This is a genomic window from Streptomyces sp. NPDC046881 (assembly GCF_040645015.1).
GTDB lineage: Bacteria > Actinomycetota > Actinomycetes > Streptomycetales > Streptomycetaceae > Streptomyces.
Window position 1 is genome coordinate 61185 of the sequence record NZ_JBEYXJ010000029.1, and the last position, 18009, is coordinate 79193.

Consider the following 18009-nt stretch of genomic DNA (forward strand, 5'->3'; position numbering starts at 1 on the left):
CTTGAGCACGGTGAGTGTGGTCGCTGCGCTCGTCTTCGCGGCTCGACAGGTGGGGGAAGCCAAGGACTCACGCGCGATCACGACCTTGCTGGCAGTGCACAAGGAATGCCAGTCGCCCACCCTGAACAAGATCCGCAGGCGCCTTCGGGATGGCGAGCTCGGCGATCTGGGCCAACTGAACGTCGAAGATCGCAGTGATCTTAGCGATCTGCTGCAGCAGCTTGAGCTGGTCGGCTTCCTCGTAGAGCGACGACTGGTCGATCTGGTGGACGTCAAGAACATCTTCCCGAACCTGCCCAGGACCTGTGCCAAGGCTTGGCCGTACATCGAACATCGTCGAGAACAGGATGCCGAGTACGCCGCCAAGCTTGAGCGTTTGGTCCGACGATACTGAGCCGCTGTCCAGCCACAGCCATGCCGGGCTCGGCCACGGTTTCCTGAGGTTCCAGAGAGGTTCCGGATCATGAAAATGCCTCCCATCCGCGCCGTATGCGCAGGTGGGAGGCCTGATCACGTAGCTTACTTCTTCTTGCCCTGGGTCTTGTCGGGGATCTTGGTGAGTTGGGTTTTTGCTGGTCAGGGGCGGTGGGCGCACGCGTCTGGTGGTCGTCATTGGCCGTCCTTGGCCACTGGTGAGCGGCCTCGGACGGCCCAGAGACGGCCCAGCCTTGCCCGATACGGAGCGTCGTTCGGCTGACGGCCGGCACCTACGTCGCAGGTCCGTCTCGGCCTCAACCGACGAAAGCCCGCCACGACGCCGCGTCAGCCGACCGACCAGGCGCGCGTGTGCCTCGCCACACCCCCACCGGCCTCAGCCACGCTGGTACATCAGCACGTCGCTACCAACACCACCCGATCGCGGCCAGCACCTGGACGTCGCCACGCGACCAGCCTGCCCACGGTTGACTCGATCGAGTTCGGATCATCAGATGAGGTCACCCAGCCCAGGCAACGTACAACCGCCACACCGGTTCCTCTAGCGATGTCAGGCGGTGCGGCTGGAGTGCGCCTGGTGATCCTATGCCCTCGTAGTTGTCCGAATCCGAGACGGTGGCTGCTTGGGGTGGGTATGTTCTGGACCGCCGCAAAGCGAATGGCGGCAGAGAGGGGGCGACGGGTTGACTAATTCGAGCAACCCTGGCAGTTCCGAGGGGGGCAGCGCCAGCGCTGGTGGAACGCAGACGGATTCGGGCGTTACGTCGGCGAACAATCCAGCTGCTTCTGCAACCGCAGTAGCCACAGCAGAGACAAGCTCGCAGTGGAGGGCTGTCGGCCCCAAGCTGCAACATTGGTTCTTCTTCGGAGTCGTTTTCGGTGTGCTACCGATAGCATTAGGCCACCTTATGAACACTTTCAGCCAGAACGGGATCAGCTTGACCGAGCTACTGGGGCGCGGAGAGCTACTCATCGTCACCACGAGCCTGTCGGCTGCTGCAGCAGGTCAGATCATCACCCGCAAGGGGACTGGGCATGAGAACATGCTCGGCTTCCTCGTATCACTCAATATCCTCATCGCCGTCGTGACGGCCGGCCTCTTTGCCTTCGTGTCTTCTGCGGCGCAGACCAAGCTGAAAATTGATGCCGACACCGTTGCTCTCTACTCGACTATTTTCTTCATTGCCACAATCGTGACGGCGGGGTCTAGTGCTTTCATTGTAGAGTGGTGGCAGGGTGATGAATAGTTCCTTTCTGGCGATCATTATCGTATCTGCGGCTACCGCCCTTTCTGCACTCGCCCTGGCAGTCCACGCGTTCCTTTCACGGAGAGATCGCCATAGCGGCAGCGTACAAGTAACCATTGAGCGAGATGGTGCACAGATCACTATCGACGCCTCGAACAATGAGGATCTGCAACGGGTCCTATCGGCCCTTGAAGATCAGACTTCGACGCCGTCGTCGGGCGAAAAGAGTGACGATCAAGAAAGTCAGGCCCCACTCAATGCTTCGTATGTAAAGCAGGGAATTAAGACTTCAAACTCACAGCACTCGAAGAAACCGACCGGAAAAAGGGCCTTTACGATCGGCATCTTGGGTGGTGTTCTGGCAGCGGTTCCGATCCTCTTGATTACGTATCATTATTTGGGCACCGAGGCTGCGCAGAACGAATACATTGAGAAAGCAGATAGAGCTTGCTCAAAGCATCGCGCGGAACTTGAGGAACTTGGTCCGGAGCCATGGCAACAGGAGCCTGAGATCTATACTGCGTACCTAATAAAACGGGAAGCCATAATCCAGTCAGCCCTCAGGGACTGGCGGAAACTCAAGGTCCCCACCGGACTTCAGGGCGATGTTAGTGAGGCTCTTTCTCACGCTGATGCAGCAGCAGGGCAGTTGAAAATTGCAGCTGATCTTGGATCATTGGGGGATATTGAGCAGGCGAATAGTCATATACGCGAGTCGGAACGTTACGCGACGACAGCTATTAGCAAATCTCGCGCGGCCGGCTTGAAAGTCTGCCCTGTCGTCTAATGACGGCTGAGCCAATGGGTGACCGGTCCTGCGGGCCCTATCTTGGCGGGAGTGGAGCGTGGTCAAGGAGTGCGTGTAGATACTCTTCGTCGGTGTCGGTAAGTACTTGGGCCGCCGAAGCGTTGAGCGCGACGCCCAGATCATGCATGAGACGGTCTCTTCCTCAGTTCTGCCCGGTAAAGCACGAAGTTGGGGCCGTGATCTGGCTCGCGCCATAAAACCGTGGAGCCGGACAACAGCCACGCAAGGTGTTCCCACCTTCGCCCGCAGCACGTAGCGCCGCCGGGCGCGGCCAGCCGGGGCGCAGACAGGAGGCAGGGCCGCGCCGCAGAGGCGGCGCGCGCCCGCACTTGCGCGGGCCTTGAACCAGTAAAGAAGGTTGTAACTCAGTTGCCGGAGCTGGTGGTTTGGTCAGTTCCCGAGTCTCGGGCTTCCGCGATGCGGCGGCCGTGTTCGGCAGCTCGTAGCAGTGACTGGGCTACCTGTTCGGCATCGTCGGGGTGCAGGTAGATCTCCTGGGTCCACAGCACGGACAGCCGCACGATGCCGTTCAGCAGGTTCGTTGCCACGTCCACCTCGACGCCGTTGCCGGTTGCGTCGGTGACCGTCAGATCCAAGTCGCTGCTGTAGGCGCTCATGTGCCCGAGCATGCCTGAGGCCCGGCTTCAGGTACGAGGCCGGGCCTTCAATGTCAGTTGAGAGGGGACACCCTAGTTCTGGGGCTGAACTCATAGGCGCAGGGCGGGAGCTCTGTCCGATGGGCTAGCGGTAGGTAGGCCACCGGTCGGATGGTCCAAGTGACGCGGGTGTCGGCGTGTACGACTGACACCGTGCAGGACTCCGACCGCAGTAGGGCTCGCCTGGTCTCGGCGCGGCCGTCGTGCAGCCACTCCCACGCCTCGTCTGAAGCGTCCGGGTCCAAGGCTGGTGAGATCGTGCGGAGTGCCACCGCCACCCATCGGTCGGCCTGCGGTGCCGAGTAGGCATCGAAGGATGCCAGGAGTGCCGGCCCCCGCTGCTCGGTGAGGTCTTCTGTCCAGCACTCGCACCAGAAGCCGCGGCGGGTTGCCTGACTCAGCACGAATGACCTCCCCGCAGTGCTTCTGCGTATAGCTCCGCGGTGACCGTGTGGCCCTGGTCGCTGTCGTGCACGACGACCCGGTGAGCGATGACGCTGACCATGCCTAGACCCCGGCCGTGCTCGGCGTCCTGGTCCTGGTGCTCGACCTTCGGGGCCGTCCCCGTGCCGCCGTCGTCCGTGACCGAGACGGCCACCACCTGAGCGGAGACCGCGACGGCCAGGTGGAAGGTGCCGTGCTCCCGGCCGCTCGCCGTGTGGAGGATCGCGTTCGCGCTCAGCTCGCTCACGATCAGTTCGGCGTCCTCCGCTAAAGGGGAGCCGCGCAGGATGTCACGGGTCCAGCGACGGGCCCGGCTCACCTCTTCCGGGAATCCTGGGCAACTCAGCCCCCAGACCCGAGCTGTACTCGTATACTCGTGCATACAAGTTCCTTTACGCTGGTAGGCCGCCATGTGCAGCGGGTTCGGGCTAGACGAGTTTCACGCCGTCGTGGGCGCGGATGGCTGGCGGGGTCGTCGCGTCGAGTGCGTCCAGGACGCGGATCGCGTACGCCTCGTCGGCAAGCTCGGTGACCTCTTCGCGGGTGGCCCAGCGCAGCGCGCGGGTCTCGTCACCGGTGGTGGGCACACCGTCGGCGGCTTCACAGCGGAAGGCCAGCGAGACGATCAAGCCCGTCATGTTCTTGTAGACGCCGGTCAGAGTCGCGGGAAGCGCGATCTTGATGCCGGTCTCTTCGAGGACTTCGCGCTGAAGGGCTTCCGGGATGGTCTCCTCGCGTTCGAGGACGCCGCCCGGCGGCTCCCAGTGACCGTTGTCCCTGCGCTGGATCAGGAGGGCCCGGCCCTGGTCGTCCACGACGACCCCGGCGACGCTCACGGAGTGCGGGCGTTCAGTGCTCACGTTCCTCGGCCCTCTCGGCTGGCTAGGCTCTCCACCGTAGCAACAGAACTCGCCCACTCGTCTAGATACCTAAAGGAGTACTCACGTGAACCCTCTTCCTTCGGGCCTCCTCGGTGATCTCGACCCCACGAGCGATCGTGCGGTCTTCCGGCAGATCGCCGACCAGCTGCGCGAGGCCATCGACCGTGGGCGATTCCGCGAGGGCGAGAAGCTGCCCTCCGAAGCCGAGCTGGTCGAGCACTACGGAGTCTCCCGGATGACCGTGCGGAACTCCTTCTCCGTCCTCACCGGTGAGGGCCTGGTGCACGCCGAGCACGGCAAGGGCGTCTTCGTCCGGCCGCGTCCCCCCGTGCGCCGGCTCGCCTCCGACCGGTTCGCCCGGCGTCACCGCGAGCAGGGCAAGTCCGCCTTCATCGTTGAGGCCGACGCCGCAGACAGCCATCCCACGGTCGACAGCCTTGAAGTCAAGGAAGAGAAGGCAAGCCAGGACATCTCCACCCGGCTCGGGTCGGTGCGGCGGGTCCTCGCTCGTCGGCGCCGGTATCTCCTCGACGGGCGGCCGGTCGAGTTCGCGACCTCCTACCTCCCGCTCGACATCGCCCGCGGCACTCCTATCGCCGAGCCCAACCCGGGTCCCGGTGGCATCTACGCCCGTCTCGAAGAGCTGGGGCACCACCTCGACCACTTCGAGGAAGAGATCCGCGCCCGCATGCCCTCGCCCGCAGAGGTCAAGCTCCTGCACCTGGCGGCCGGCGTGCCCGTCATCCACCTGATCCGGACCGCCTTCGACACCGAGGTACGTGCCGTCGAGGTCTGCGACACGGTCATGGCGGCGGACGCGTACGTCCTGTCGTACCAGCTCCCGGCGATCTGATCCCGGGAGCGGCGGTAGTGCGCGGGGACGCTTCTCCGAACTCGTACACACCGAAATGCTTACTCGTATAGACGAGTGGACAAGTTGTGTGGCAAGGTGATCCGCGTGATCCCGGGGACCGGGCTCGCAGATCTGCTCTTGTGTAGACGAGTAGACAGTGGTAGTGCCTTGCGCGCCATCCGCGTTGAGACCTCCGCCGCGACGATCCTCCTCACGGAGGCTCCGGAGCCGAAGGTCCGTGACCGCCAGACCGGCGAGATCGCCAAGGACGCGACCAGCGGCGAGGCGCTGATGACCATCGGCGTCGTCTACATCGAGGACGGTGAGTCCTCGCTCATCAAGGTCACCGTTCCCGAGGGTGGCGTCTCCGAGGGCCTGATCCTCGGCTCGCCGGTGTCGCTGCCCGGCCTCGTCGCGCAGCACGCCGAGAAGTGGGTGACCCACGCGCCGGACCCGAACACTCAGGCGTCGATGGAGTCGCAGCTTCGGTTACACGCCTACCCCTACCTGGGTTCGCGCCCTCTCGGCTCCTTCCAGCCCGCTCACATCCGCGATTGGGTGCGGCAGCTCCAGGAGAACGGCGCCCGTGGCTCGTATGCCCGGACGATCTACTCCAACGTGCGTGCCGCCCTGAGCGCGGCCGTGGACGACGGGCACCTTCCCCGGAACCCGTGCGCCGCCCGCTCAGTCCGTCCACCGACTGTGGACAACAAGCGCGTCGCGCCCTGGACGCCGGAACGGGTCTTCGCCGTCCGGGCCGGCATGCCGAGCGCTACCAAGCCATGGTCGACCTGGGCGGCTGCGGCCTTCGGCAGGGCGAGATCCTGGGCGTGGCCGTCGACGCGATCGACTTCGAGGCGGACACTCTCCACGTTGTCCAGCAGCTCAAGCTGAGCCGCAGCAAGCCGGTCTTCGCACCGCCGAAGGGTGGCAAGCTCCGGGACGTACCGTTCCCTGGTCCAGTTGCTGACGCTCTCCGCGCTCACATGAAGCGATTCCCACCGGTAGAGATCACCTTGCCGTGGAAGGTGGCGGACGGACCTCCGGTGACCAAGCGGCTGATCTTCACCGGGCCGCGTGGCGGGCACGTCTGGCGTACGTCGCTCAACGAGGAGGTGTGGAAGCGGGCTCTCGCCTCGGCCGGCGTGATCCCCGAGCGGACGCCGGGCCAGTCGTACGCCGAGTCACGCGAGAACGGCATGCACGCCCTCCGCCACTTCTACGCCTCGGTGCTCCTGGACGCCGGGGAGAACATCAAGGCCCTCGCCGAGTACCTCGGCCACTCGGACCCGGGCCTGACGCTCCGGGTGTACGCCCACCTGATGCCGTCCAGCCAGGAGCGGACCCGCAAGGCTGTGGCATCGGTCTTTGATCACCGGTGACACGTACCCCGTGGTCAGAGCCCAGCGCCGGCGGATCCGTCTCGACATTTCGCTGGCAAGGTTCGCTGAAATGGCGAGCGGACAAAGTTCGCGGACAACGCTCACAAAGTTGATTCGTGATTTCACGCGTGAGAGATTGGAGCGTAGAAACACTGCGGACCTGGATCCGGTTGCCGCCGGACCCAGGCCCTCATGCAGTCAACGAGCCCGGTCGCCTACGAGCAGACCGGGCTCGCTGCATGTACAGCTCCCGGTCGCGACCGTCCTCGCGCGTGACTCGCTCATCGAGCGAGCTGCATCACGCTGATAGCGGTGGTCACCAGCAGGCTGACTCCCGCAAGCCAGACCTGCCACTTCTCAGCGCCGGTCCACCTACGAGGCCTGTCCTTCTCAAGGCTCACCTCTACCGCCTCCCTTCTCCTCCAGCCAGCCCGCTTCTCGGGCTGGAGCCTTGGAACTCACGTGCGCCTACACGGAGTTCAGGGGAGGTTCAGATGAGGCGCGACCAGCATACCGGGCACATCGCTTTTCACCGAGGCACACGGGAACGCTTGACACCGGCCCCGGATCCCCTTCACGGCCCAGCGACGGCCCCAGTGCAGAGACAAGCCCCCTACTCGCGGCAAAACCGCAGGTAGGGGGCTTGATTAATACCGCTTACTTCTTCTTGCCCTGGTTCTTGACCGCCTCGATCGCGGCCGCCGCCGCCTCCGGGTCGAGGTACTTGCCGCCCGGGGTCAGCGGCTTGAAGTCGGCGTCCAGCTCGTAGTAGAGGGGGATGCCGGTCGGGATGTTCAGGCCCGCGATGTCGGCGTCGGAGATGCCGTCCAGGTGCTTGACCAGGGCGCGCAGGCTGTTGCCGTGGGCGGCGACCAGGACCGTGCGGCCGGTGAGCAGGTCGGGGACGATCGCGTCGTACCAGTAGGGGAGCATCCGGATGACGACGTCCTTCAGGCACTCCGTGCGCGGCCGCAGCTCCGGCGGGATGGAGGCGTAGCGGGCGTCGTTCGCCTGGGAGAACTCGGAGTCGTCCGGCAGCGGCGGCGGCGGGGTGTCGTACGAGCGGCGCCAGAGCATGAACTGCTCCTCGCCGAACTCGGCCAGCGTCGCCGCCTTGTCCTTGCCCTGGAGGGCGCCGTAGTGGCGCTCGTTCAGGCGCCACGAGCGGTGGACGGGGATCCAGTGGCGGTCCGCGGCCTCCAGGGCCAGCTGGGCCGTGCGGATCGCGCGCTTCTGGAGGGACGTGTGGACCACGTCGGGCAGGAGATCGGCGTCCTTCAGGAGCTCGCCACCGCGGACTGCCTCCTTCTCGCCCTTCTCGTTGAGGTTGACGTCCACCCAGCCGGTGAACAGGTTCTTCGCGTTCCACTCGCTCTCGCCGTGGCGGAGGAGGATCAGCTTGTACGGTGCGTCGGCCATGGCCTTGAGCCTACCTAAGGGGATTCCGGGACGGGACGCGCACGGGCGCCATAGCACGGCCACCCGAGGGCCGGCTTCGACCGCGCTCCGCGTGTCGCTAAGTTTCGGTTAATTCTCGTACAACCATTCGCCACATTCGTGTGTCTGCTTATCGCCAGGAAGGTTGAGGGGTCAGGAAGAGGAGCACAGAACGTGACCGTGCGTTCCTTTGCGCGGCGGATGCGACCGCGAGTCGAGCGGAAAGCCGCCGAGCGGGTGTGGCAGCTCCGTACCATGCGACGGCGCCGTAAGGCCGCGGTCACGGACCCGGTGCTGCGCCCGGTCGCCGTGCGCGGCCAGCAGTTCTACGGCCGGGTCGTGGACCGGTTCAGCGCCGCCGAGGCGGCCGCCTCGAACCTGGACCTGGTGGTCGGCGCGCTGGAGCAGGAGGGGATCTCCTACTTCCTGGTGTCGTCCCGGGCCCGCTACACGGTCGGCGTGAACGCCGTGGACCGGGAGCGGCTGCTCACGGCGCTGGAGGCGCGGCACGCGGGGACGGCCGTGTTCATCGGCCGGCCGCTGCCCGGCGGCCAGCTCAAGCACCCGGCCCTGTTCCTGGACGGCGTCCTGCCCGCCGCGCTGCGCACCGCCCCGGTGCTGCGCGTCGGCGAGAACCACCTCGGTCCGGCCGGCCAGCTGCTCGCCGGGCCGGAGCTGGCCTGTGACGTGGAGTTCTGGGAGGACGGCGGGGCGCTGCTCGCCTCCGCCGACGGTCCCCGGCGGCTCGCCAAGGTGCAGCCGCAGGCGTCCGAGGACGTCTTCGCCGAGTCGCTCGTCACGCCCCGTAACAACGGGATCACGGACGTGCTGCCGGCGAGCGAGCAGAAGCCGGTCACCGTGCGGGTCGGCGAGCGGGAGCTGCCGAGCTTCGCCCCGCTGACGCTGCCCACCGTGAACCAGGTGACCTTCCCGGTCGACGTCGTCTACACCTGGGTGGACGGCGAGGAGCCGGCGATGCGGGCCAAGCGGGCCCGGTACCAGGAGCACGGCATGGCCGAGATCCTGGACAAGGAGACCAACGCCTCCCGCTACACCAGCCACGACGAGCTGAAGTACTCGCTGCGCTCGCTCGCGATGTACGCCGACTTCGTCCGGCACATCTACATCGTGACCGACGGCCAGAAGCCGCACTGGCTGGACGACACCGCCCCCGGGATCACGGTGGTCGACCACCGCGACATCTTCCCGGCGGACGTGCTGCCCGTCTTCAACTCGCACGCGATCGAGACCCGGCTGCACCACATACCGGGCCTGTCCGAGCACTACCTGTACTTCAACGACGACGTCTTCGTCGGCCGCCGGGTCACCCCGGAGCACTTCTTCTTCGGCAGCGGTCTGATGAAGATCCCGGTGTCGCCGCTGAAGATCGGCGTCGGCAAGCCGCACGCCGAGGAGACGGCCACCAACTCCGCCAGCAAGAACGTGCGGCGGCTGCTGCTGGAGAAGTTCGGGCGGATGACCACGAACAACTTCATGCACACCCCGCTGCCGCAGCAGCGCGGCACCCTGGTGGCGCTGGAGGAGCTGTTCGCGGAGGACATCCGGCGCACCACCGCGTCCCGGTTCCGCTCCCCGCAGGACATCGCCATGACGGCGCCGCTGCTCTACCAGTACGCGCTGATGACCGGCCAGGGCGTGCCCGGGAAGTTCAGCTTCCGGTACGTCAACATCAGCCGGCCCGACGCCGAGCGCCGCCTGAACGATCTGCGCCGCAACCGCCGCTTCGACTTCTTCTGCCTGAACGACGTCGACGTGCCGCCGGAGGAGCGGGAGCAGGTCAGCGTGCGGATGCACGAGTTCCTGGAGAACTACTTCCCCTTCCCGAGCCCCTTCGAGAAGCAGAGCTGACGGGCCGCGGCCATGGCCATCGACCTCCGTCACCGTCTGGCGGCGCCGACGCCGGGACTGCGGGCCGTCCGGGCCCTCCTGGTACGCCTGCGGCTGTGGCTGTCGGCCCGCCTCTGGGTGCTGCGCGCGGCCCCGGCCCGCCGCCGGCTGCGCGCCGCGGTCCCGGGGCTGCGCCGGGTCGCCTGCGGACCGGTACGGCTGTACGGGCGTACGGTCGCCGGGTACACCGCGGCGGAGGCCGCCGCCGCCGACCTGGAGCAGGTGTGCGCCCTGCTGGAGTCGGCGGGCGTGCCGTACTTCCTGGTCCCCGCCGAGCGGGGGCCCGGGGTGCCGCGGCCGGTGGTCGGGGTGGCGGAGTCGTACCGGGGCGCGGTCCTCGCCCAGGCGGGGCGGCACTTCGCGCACAGCGCCGCGTACGTCGGTGCGGTGGGGCCGGACGGTGCGGTGACGAGCGCGGTGCTGTGGGCCGACGGCAGGCTGCCGCGGGCGCTGCGCGGGGCGCCGGTGCTGCGGGCCGGGCTGGTGCGGCTGGGGCCCGGCGGGCAGGTGCTCGGCGGGCTGGAGGCGGGCTGCGACATCGAGTTCTGGCGGTACGGGCGGGAGCTGGGCGCGGACCCGGCGCACCTGACGGTGCCGGGGACCCGGTTGCAGGACGACTTCGGCCCGGCGCTGGTCGCTCCCCGCCGCAACGCCGTGTCCGAGGTGCTCCCGGCGGACTCCTGGCAGCCGGCCGCGACCGCGGCGCAGGCCCCGGGTACGGCGGAGCAGCCGCTGGTCACGATGCCGGAGCAGCGCACGACGAAGGGGGCGGGTGCGCGGCAGCAGCCGACGCCACCGGCGGGCCGACAGCCGGCCGTGACGGTGGGAGAGGAGCCCGGGCCGGCGGTGGGGCAGGGGCCCGGGCCCAACACGGGGCAAGAGCCCGCGCCGGTCGTGTGGCAAGAACCCGCGCCGGCCGCGTGGCAGGAGCCCGCGCCAGCCGTGTGGCACGCGGGAGCCGGGGCCGGTGCCGGTCGGCGGGCCGTGCCGGCGTTCGCCGGCTTCGCCGAGCCGGGGATCGACCAGGTCTGCTTCCCCGTCGACGCCGTGTACACCTGGGTCGACGGCGACGACCCGGTGATGGCCGTGAAGCGCCGGGCCCACCAGGCGCTCTCCGACAACGTCATCGCGCCGCGCGAGACCGGAGCCTCCCGCTACACCAGCCACGACGAGCTGAAGTACGCGCTGCGGTCGCTGGAGATGTACGCCGGTTTCATCCGGAACGTCTATCTCGTGACCGACTCGCAGATTCCGTCCTGGCTGGACCCGGAGGCGGCGGGCCTGACCGTGGTCGACCACCGGGACATCCTCCCGGCCGACGCGCTGCCCGTCTTCAACTCGCACGCGATCGAGAGCCGGCTGCACCACATCCCCGGCCTGTCGGAGCACTACCTCTACTTCAACGACGACGTCTTCATCAACCGCCCGGTGAGCGCCGAGAACTTCTTCCACGGCAACGGCATCGCCCGCATCCCGCTGTCCCCGCTCAAGCTCGGGGTCGGCGCCCCGCACCCGCTGGAGCCGGCGCCGAACTCGGCCGGGAAGAACGCCCGCGAGGTGATCCGGCGCTTCCACGGCAGGTACGTCACGCACAAGTCGCTGCACACCCCGCACCCCCAGCTGCTGTCGGTCATGCGGGAGATGGAGAGCCTCGGCATCGAGGAGCTGGAGCGGACGTCGTACTCGCGGTTCCGGTCCACCACCGATGTCGCCCCGGCGTCCACGCTGCACCACCACTGGGCGATCGCGACGGGCCGGGCCGTGCCGGCCGAGTACAGCTTCCGGTACGTCCAGCTGGGCACCCCGGACATGCGGCGCCGCCTGGCGCGGCTCGCGGCCGGTGAGGACGTGGACTTCTTCTGCCTCAACGACGTGGACACCGCCCCGGCGGACCGGGCGGCGGCGCAGACGGCCATCCGCGCCTTCCTGGAGCGGAAGTACCCGTTCCCCAGCCGCTTCGAGCGGGCGGCCCGGACCCCGTCGTACCCGGCCGCGGGACGGGAGGCCCCCGTGCGGCGCCGCCCGTCGCGCCGTACGTCCGCCCGCGGCCCGATGGACGCCGTCCGCTAATTGAGTGGTGCCGCCGAGGACCCCGTTTGTAAGTTGTGATCTCGATCAGAGCTGCTTACAAACGTGGGGGATCCTCGATGTCGCCAGCCCGTGTGAGACGTGCCGTCCGCGAATCCGTCTCCGGGCTCCCCCCGGCGTTCTGGTGGCTGTGGACCAGCACCCTCGTCAACCGGCTGGGCGCCTTCGTGGCCACGTTCATGGCCCTCTACCTGACCCTCGACCGCGGGTACTCGGCCTCGTACGCCGGTCTCGTCGCCTCCCTGCACGGGCTCGGCGGGGTCGTCTCCTCGCTGGGCGGCGGGGTGATGGCCGACCGGCTCGGCAGACGGCCCACGCTGCTCGTCGCGCAGACCGCCACGGCCGCCTCCGTCGCGCTGCTCGGCTTCATGACCGACCCGGTCGCCATCGCCGGCGTCGCCTTCCTGGTCGGCATGGCCTCCAACGCCTCCCGGCCGGCCGTGCAGGCGATGATGGCCGACATCGTCCGCCCCGAGGACCGGGTACGGGCCTTCTCCCTCAACTACTGGGCGATCAACCTCGGCTTCGCGGTCTCCTCCATGGCCGCCGGGTTCATCGCCGAGGTCAGCTATCGGGCCGGCTTCCTGATCGAGGCGGGGATGACCCTGGCCTGCGCGGTCGTCGTCTTCGCGAAGCTGCCCGAGTCGCGGCCCGCGCCCGCGGCCCGGCAGGCGGAGGCGGAGGTCGGCCTCGGCACGGTGCTGCGGGACGGGCGGTACATGGCCGTCGTCGGGCTCTCCTTCCTCGTCGCCCTGGTCTTCCAGCAGGGCTCGGTCGGGCTGCCGGTGGCCATGGGGCGGGCCGGGTTCTCGCCCGCCGACTACGGCCTGGCCATCGCCGTCAACGGCGTCCTGATCGTCGCCCTGCAGATCCCCGTCACCCGGTTCATCGAGCACCGCGACCCGCGCACCCTGCTGGTCGCCTCCTCGCTGCTCGCGGGGTACGGCTTCGGGCTCACCGCCTTCGCCGGCTCGGTCGGCGTCTTCATGCTCACCGTGTGCGTGTGGACCCTCGCCGAGATCGTCAGCGCCCCGACCCAGACGGGCCTGGTCGTCCGTCTGTCCCCGCTCCACGGCCGCGGCCGCTACCAGGGCATGTACACGCTCTCCTGGTCCGTCGCCGCGCTCGTCGCCCCGCTGATGTCGGGCGCGGTCATCGACCACCTCGGCGCGGCCTGGCTGTGGGGCATGTGCGCGGGCGTGGGGACGGCGGCGGGGCTCGGATACGGCGTCCTCATGCGCCGCCTGCCCCAGGAGCAGGAGGCGCCGGGCCGGGCGGAGACGGAGCCGGAGCAGGGGGTGGCGGTCCGGACGGCGTAGGCGGCCGGGTCGGCGCCGCCGTCAGGTCGTTCCCCGCGTTTTCGCCGCACGGTCCACCGGTTACTTCCCTCGTCCTGGGAACCCGACATCAGGACATATGGGGATTATCCGGTGGATGACTGTGCTGCTGCGGGAGTGATGAGCATGCCGCCCGAGACGTACGGGCCGTCCGTCGGCGGTGGCGGGCCCCCGGAGGCCGAGGTACGGCTGCGGGTCCGGGAGACGCTGGACGCCGCCGCTCGGGACACCGACGACCCCCGGGCCGTGCCCGGGGCGCTGTGCATCGCGTGCGTGCGGCTGCTGCCGGTCACCGGCTCCTCCGTGTCGATCTCCGGCGGCACCGGCATCCGCGTGACGTGGTGTGCCAGCGACCGGGTGGCCGCGCGGCTGGCGGAACTGCAGTACACATTGGGTGACGGCCCCTGCCAGGAGGCCCTCGACCGGGGCGCCCCGGTTCTCGCGGCCGACCTCACCCGGGGCCCCGACGCCCGCCGCTGGCCGATCTTCGCGCACGAGGCGGTGGCCCTCGGCGCCCGCGCGGTGTTCTCCCTGCCGCTCGGCGTCACCGGCGCCGCCATCGGCACGCTCGACCTCTACAGCGAGCAGGTGGGCGGGCTCACCGCGCCCGATCTCCGGGTCGCGCTGTGGGTGCGCGACGCCGTCACCTACGCGCTGATGAACCTCCAGCTCAGCGGCTACGGCGGCAGCGACGAGGACACGGAGGACGCGGTGGCGTCCTGGGTGGCGGCCTCCGAGGCCGACCACACCGAGGTCTACCAGGCCGTCGGCATGGTGATGGTGCAGCTGGACCTCGACTCCGCCCAGGCCCTGGACCGCCTGCGCGCCCGGGCCTACGCCGACGGCCGCACGGTCAGCCAGGTGTCCCGCGACGTCCTCTCCCGCCGCCTGAGCTTCCGTCCGGAGCCGTACGGCGGCGGCCCCGCCTGGCCCTAGCGCCCGCCCACCTCCGCGGATCCGCGGCGGGCCGGTCCCGCGTGCGCCGTGTCCTCATGCCTCCAGTGGTACCGGATGCACCTCGTCCGCGCGGTGGCCGGCGCGTTCGTGGATGCGCTGGACCGCCTCGGCCGAGGGCGCGTCGGAGAGGCAGTAGACGGTGCCGGACTCCGGGTCCGCCCAGGCGTGCTCGAAGTGCACGGACTCCTCCCCTTCGATGGCGAGGTCGGCCCGGTGCGCCTCCAGCAGCTGGTCGGCCGTGATGCCCTGCATCCCGCGGTGTATGTCCATGAACTTGGCCATGGCCCCACACCTCCTGTTCTCGCCGGTCCCGTGTCCCACCCGCACACGTCCATGCTGCGCCCGGCGGACAGGAGGGGCATCCGGGACGGCGAAGGGCCGGTATGAACCCCGTTCACACCGGCCCGGTGTCGCTCAGCCGCACTGGCACGGGTTGCCCGACTGGCACCCGCAGCCGCATCCGGAACCGCAGCCGCACGCGCCGAACAACGGAAGGCTCCTGATCTCGGCGGGCTGGTCGGTCTCGCGCTCCTGCGTGGGATCGGGCGTGACGGGGGATTCGGCCATGGGACCCTCCTAGACCTTGGGCAGGGATGCCCTCGCCCATTCCATGCCCGTTCCGCCGGGCGCATCAACGGCGCACGGAGGCGTTCACGCGCCGGGCCCGGCCCTCCCCGGCGGGGCTACGCGCCGTCGACGCCCTTCACCGGCTGGATGTCCTGCTGGAGCTCGTCCGCGTGCTCACCGGTCACCAGGTAGACGACGCGCTTGGCGACGGCCACGGCGTGGTCGGCGTACCGCTCGTAGTAGCGGCCCAGCAGGGTGACGTCCACGGCCGTCTCGATGCCGTGCTTCCAGCGGTCGTCGATCAGGTGCTGGAAGAGGGTGCGGTGCAGCAGGTCCATCTCGTCGTCGTCCTGCTCCAGCTGGAGCGCCAGGTCGACGTCCTTGGTGATGATGACCTCGGCGGCCTTCGCCATCAGGCGCTGCGCGAGCTGGCCCATCTCCAGGATCGTGGCGTGCAGGTCGTTCGGGACCGCCCGCTCCGGGAAGCGCAGCCGCGCCAGCTTGGCCACGTGCTGGGCGAGGTCGCCGGAACGCTCCAGGTCGGCGGACATCCGCAGCGACGTCACGACGATCCGCAGGTCCGTCGCCACCGGCTGCTGCCGGGCCAGCAGCGCTATCGCCCGGGCCTCCAGGTCGTGCTGGAGCTGGTCGACCTTCTGGTCGGCCTCGATCACGCTCTCGGCCAGCTTCAGGTCGGCGTCCAGCATGGCGGTCGTGGCGCGCCCGATCGCCGAGCCGACCAGCCGGGCCATCTCGACCAGTCCGTCGCCGATCGAGTCCAGTTCCTCGTGGTACGCGTCCCGCATCAGGGTTCCCTCTCATAGGCGTGCTTGGTCCCCACGCTCCCACGTTCCGTCCCGCACGCGTCTGTTTCCGCCACCCCAAATGAACCGGTACTGGCTGCAAGGTGAACTCTGGGCGACGAGTGTTCGAGGTCGGACCTGGACGGCTGTGGTCATGTCGTAGCCCATGCCTAACCTGGAGACATGGACGTGAACGCGGCGGTCGCCGCAGCGGCAGCGATCGCCGGGGTGCTCACCGGTGTCATCGCCGTCCTGGCGTTCCGCTGGAGCGAACGCGACCAGAAGCGACCGACCAGGACTTCCTTGCACACTGATCCCGTACTCCCGCCCGGCGTGGACACCGTGCTGTCGGTGCTGCGCTCCTCCGCCGTCGTCCTCGACGAGGCCGACGCCGTGGTCAAGGCCAGCTCCGCCGCGTACGCCCTCGGGCTGGTCCGCGGCGGCAAGCTCGCCGTCGAGCCCATGCTCCAGATGGCCCGGGACACCAGACGGGACGGGGAGATACGGCAGGTCGAGCTGGACCTGCCCCGGCGCGGCACCGGACGCGGCGAGGCGCTCGCCGTCTCCGCGCGCGTGGCCCCGCTCGGCTCCCGCCTGGTCCTGCTGCTGGTCGAGGACCTGACGGAGGCCCGCCGCATCGAGGCGGTACGACGCGACTTCGTGGCGAACGTCAGCCATGAGCTGAAGACGCCCGTCGGCGCGCTCTCCCTGCTGTCCGAGGCCGTCATGGACGCCTCCGACGACCCCGAGGCCGTACAGCGCTTCGCGGGCCGCATGCAGATCGAGGCGACCCGGCTGACCAACCTGGTCCAGGAGCTGATCGACCTCTCCCGGGTGCAGAACGACGACCCGCTGGAGGACGCCGAACCGGTCCGGGTGGACGAGCTGGTCGCCGAGGCCATCGACCGCTGCCGGCACCAGGCGGGCACCAAGCAGATCACCATCGCCGCCGGAGGCACGGCCGACCTGCACGTCTGGGGCAACCGGGGGCAGCTGGCCGCCGCGCTCGGCAACCTGGTCGAGAACGCCGTCAACTACTCCCCGGCCCGCACCCGCGTCGGCATAGCCGCCCGCCGGGTGGCCGCGCCGGGCGGTGACATGATCGAGCTGGCCGTGACCGACCAGGGCATCGGCATCTCGGACAAGGACAAGGAGCGCATCTTCGAGCGCTTCTACCGCGTCGACCCGGCCCGCTCGCGGGCCACCGGCGGCACCGGTCTGGGTCTCGCGATCGTCAAGCACGTGGTCGCCTCGCACGGCGGGGAGGTCACGGTCTGGAGCGCCGAAGGCCAGGGCTCCACCTTCACCCTCAGGCTGCCGGAGGCGGGCGCGGCCCGCGACCGCGCACAGCAGCACCCCGACCTCGAAGACGAGGCCGGCACCGACGCATCCCCGTACGAACCGCTTCCCGCCCCGGAGGTCCTTCCGTGACCCGAGTGCTCGTCGTCGAGGACGAGGAGTCCTTCTCCGACGCCCTGTCGTACATGCTCCGCAAGGAGGGCTTCGAGGTCGCCGTCGCGGCGACCGGCCCCGACGGCCTGGACGAGTTCGAGCGCAACGGCGCCGACCTGGTCCTCCTCGACCTGATGCTGCCGGGCCTGCCCGGCACGGAGGTCTGCCGCCAGCTGCGCGGCCGCTCCAACGTCCCCGTGATCATGGTGACGGCCAAGGACAGCGAGATCGACAAGGTCGTCGGTCTCGAGATAGGAGCCGACGACTACGTCACCAAGCCGTTCTCCTCGCGTGAGCTGGTCGCCCGCATCCGCGCGGTGCTGCGCCGGCGCGGCGAGCCGGAGGAGGTCACCCCGGCCGCGCTGGAGGCGGGCCCGGTCCGCATGGACGTCGACCGGCACGTGGTCACCGTCGCCGGCTCCAAGGTCGACCTCCCGCTCAAGGAGTTCGACCTGCTGGAGATGCTGCTGCGCAACGCGGGCCGGGTGCTCACCCGCATGCAGCTCATCGACCGCGTCTGGGGCGCCGACTACGTGGGCGACACCAAGACCCTCGACGTCCACGTCAAGCGCCTGCGCGCCAAGATCGAGCCGGACCCGGGCGCGCCGCGCTATCTGGTGACGGTGCGGGGGCTCGGCTACAAGTTCGAGCCGTAGACCGGACTCGCACCCGGGCACGACCGAGGGGGGCGCCCCGGTGGGGGGGGCGCCCCCGGGGTGGTGGGCGCGGGGTGGCGGGGTGTGCGGCGGGGGAG

17 protein-coding genes and 2 pseudogenes are annotated in these 18009 nt (G+C 69.0%); 12 read left to right on the forward strand and 7 right to left on the reverse strand.

Annotated features, from left to right (window positions below; translation table 11 throughout):
- The first annotated feature begins 1 nt into the window (after nucleotide 1).
- The 3 genes from ABZ923_RS16830 (at nucleotide 2) to ABZ923_RS16840 (ending at nucleotide 2469) form a co-directional block, all read left to right on the forward strand.
- Nucleotides 2–394 carry a hypothetical protein gene (locus tag ABZ923_RS16830; protein WP_361471653.1) on the forward strand — a complete coding sequence of 131 codons (393 nt, stop codon included), beginning with the start codon at nucleotides 2–4 and terminating at the stop codon, nucleotides 392–394.
- A gap of 949 nt (nucleotides 395–1343) precedes the next feature.
- Complete coding sequence (locus ABZ923_RS16835; RefSeq protein WP_361471656.1) at nucleotides 1344–1682, forward strand: hypothetical protein; 339 nt, start codon at nucleotides 1344–1346, stop codon at nucleotides 1680–1682.
- Nucleotides 1675–2469, forward strand: a complete 795-nt coding sequence (locus ABZ923_RS16840; protein WP_361471693.1) for a hypothetical protein — start codon at nucleotides 1675–1677, stop codon at nucleotides 2467–2469. The genes ABZ923_RS16835 and ABZ923_RS16840 overlap by 8 nt, the downstream gene beginning before the upstream one ends.
- Before the next feature lie 386 nt (nucleotides 2470–2855).
- On the opposite strand, the gene ABZ923_RS16845 is transcribed toward ABZ923_RS16840, so the two are convergent.
- Genes ABZ923_RS16845 through ABZ923_RS16860 form a run of 4 tightly spaced genes read right to left on the reverse strand, consistent with a single transcriptional unit; the run spans nucleotide 2856 to nucleotide 4426 of the window.
- The gene (locus tag ABZ923_RS16845) at nucleotides 2856–3107 is read right to left on the reverse strand and encodes a hypothetical protein (protein ID WP_361471659.1); all 252 of its coding nucleotides are present in this window, start codon (nucleotides 3105–3107) and stop codon (nucleotides 2856–2858) included.
- 53 nt (nucleotides 3108–3160) lie between these two features.
- Entirely contained in the window at nucleotides 3161–3550 is a 390-nt protein-coding gene (locus tag ABZ923_RS16850; RefSeq protein WP_079161434.1) for a hypothetical protein, read from the reverse strand.
- Nucleotides 3544–3972: an ATP-binding protein gene (locus ABZ923_RS16855; RefSeq protein WP_361471662.1), complete on the reverse strand. Its 429-nt coding sequence runs from the start codon at nucleotides 3970–3972 to the stop codon at nucleotides 3544–3546. The genes ABZ923_RS16850 and ABZ923_RS16855 overlap by 7 nt, the downstream gene beginning before the upstream one ends.
- 46 nt (nucleotides 3973–4018) lie before the next feature.
- A complete protein-coding gene (locus ABZ923_RS16860; RefSeq protein ID WP_361471696.1) occupies nucleotides 4019–4426 on the reverse strand; it encodes an NUDIX hydrolase in 408 nt (135 codons plus the stop codon).
- 109 nt (nucleotides 4427–4535) lie between these two features.
- On the opposite strand from ABZ923_RS16860, the gene ABZ923_RS16865 reads away from it, so the two are divergent.
- The 3 genes and pseudogenes from ABZ923_RS16865 to ABZ923_RS16875 form a co-directional block, all read left to right on the forward strand.
- A complete protein-coding gene (locus tag ABZ923_RS16865; RefSeq protein WP_361471665.1) occupies nucleotides 4536–5324 on the forward strand; it encodes a GntR family transcriptional regulator in 789 nt (262 codons plus the stop codon).
- A 168-nt stretch (nucleotides 5325–5492) separates the two neighbouring features.
- Nucleotides 5493–5744 (forward strand): annotated as a pseudogene (locus tag ABZ923_RS16870) (hypothetical protein); the annotation flags it as partial.
- Nucleotides 5742–6706, forward strand: a pseudogene (locus ABZ923_RS16875) (tyrosine-type recombinase/integrase); the annotation flags it as partial. The pseudogenes ABZ923_RS16870 and ABZ923_RS16875, both read left to right, overlap by 3 nt.
- Before the next feature lie 657 nt (nucleotides 6707–7363).
- Here ABZ923_RS16875 and ABZ923_RS16880 read toward each other — a convergent pair.
- Entirely contained in the window at nucleotides 7364–8125 is a 762-nt protein-coding gene (locus tag ABZ923_RS16880) for a phosphoglyceromutase (protein WP_030342050.1), read from the reverse strand.
- A 273-nt stretch (nucleotides 8126–8398) separates the two neighbouring features.
- Between ABZ923_RS16880 and ABZ923_RS16885 the strand changes: the two genes are divergently transcribed.
- From ABZ923_RS16885 to ABZ923_RS16900, 4 genes are all read left to right on the forward strand, one after another.
- A complete protein-coding gene (locus ABZ923_RS16885; protein ID WP_361471668.1) occupies nucleotides 8399–10012 on the forward strand; it encodes a stealth family protein in 1614 nt (537 codons plus the stop codon).
- Nucleotides 10013–10024: 12 nt separating this feature from the next.
- Nucleotides 10025–12121: a stealth family protein gene (locus tag ABZ923_RS16890; protein ID WP_361471671.1), complete on the forward strand. Its 2097-nt coding sequence runs from the start codon at nucleotides 10025–10027 to the stop codon at nucleotides 12119–12121.
- Between the two features lie 77 nt (nucleotides 12122–12198).
- Entirely contained in the window at nucleotides 12199–13458 is a 1260-nt protein-coding gene (locus ABZ923_RS16895; RefSeq protein WP_361471674.1) for an MFS transporter, read from the forward strand.
- Nucleotides 13459–13596: 138 nt separating this feature from the next.
- Nucleotides 13597–14412: a GAF and ANTAR domain-containing protein gene (locus tag ABZ923_RS16900; RefSeq protein WP_361471677.1), complete on the forward strand. Its 816-nt coding sequence runs from the start codon at nucleotides 13597–13599 to the stop codon at nucleotides 14410–14412.
- Between the two features lie 54 nt (nucleotides 14413–14466).
- Here the strand turns inward: ABZ923_RS16900 and ABZ923_RS16905 are convergent, their stop codons facing one another.
- Nucleotides 14467–14715 carry an SCO4226 family nickel-binding protein gene (locus ABZ923_RS16905; protein ID WP_361471680.1) on the reverse strand — a complete coding sequence of 83 codons (249 nt, stop codon included), beginning with the start codon at nucleotides 14713–14715 and terminating at the stop codon, nucleotides 14467–14469.
- A gap of 401 nt (nucleotides 14716–15116) precedes the next feature.
- Nucleotides 15117–15806, reverse strand: coding sequence for a phosphate signaling complex protein PhoU (gene phoU, locus ABZ923_RS16910; protein ID WP_361471683.1), 690 nt, complete (start codon nucleotides 15804–15806; stop codon nucleotides 15117–15119).
- A 180-nt stretch (nucleotides 15807–15986) separates the two neighbouring features.
- On the opposite strand from phoU, the gene ABZ923_RS16915 reads away from it, so the two are divergent.
- Together ABZ923_RS16915 and ABZ923_RS16920 are read left to right on the forward strand one after the other, a co-directional pair.
- Nucleotides 15987–17234 carry an ATP-binding protein gene (locus tag ABZ923_RS16915; RefSeq protein WP_361471686.1) on the forward strand — a complete coding sequence of 416 codons (1248 nt, stop codon included), beginning with the start codon at nucleotides 15987–15989 and terminating at the stop codon, nucleotides 17232–17234.
- Nucleotides 17231–17911, forward strand: a complete 681-nt coding sequence (locus ABZ923_RS16920) for a response regulator transcription factor (RefSeq protein ID WP_030342036.1) — start codon at nucleotides 17231–17233, stop codon at nucleotides 17909–17911. Before ABZ923_RS16915 ends, ABZ923_RS16920 begins: the two co-directional genes overlap by 4 nt.
- Nucleotides 17912–18009: the final 98 nt, after the last annotated feature.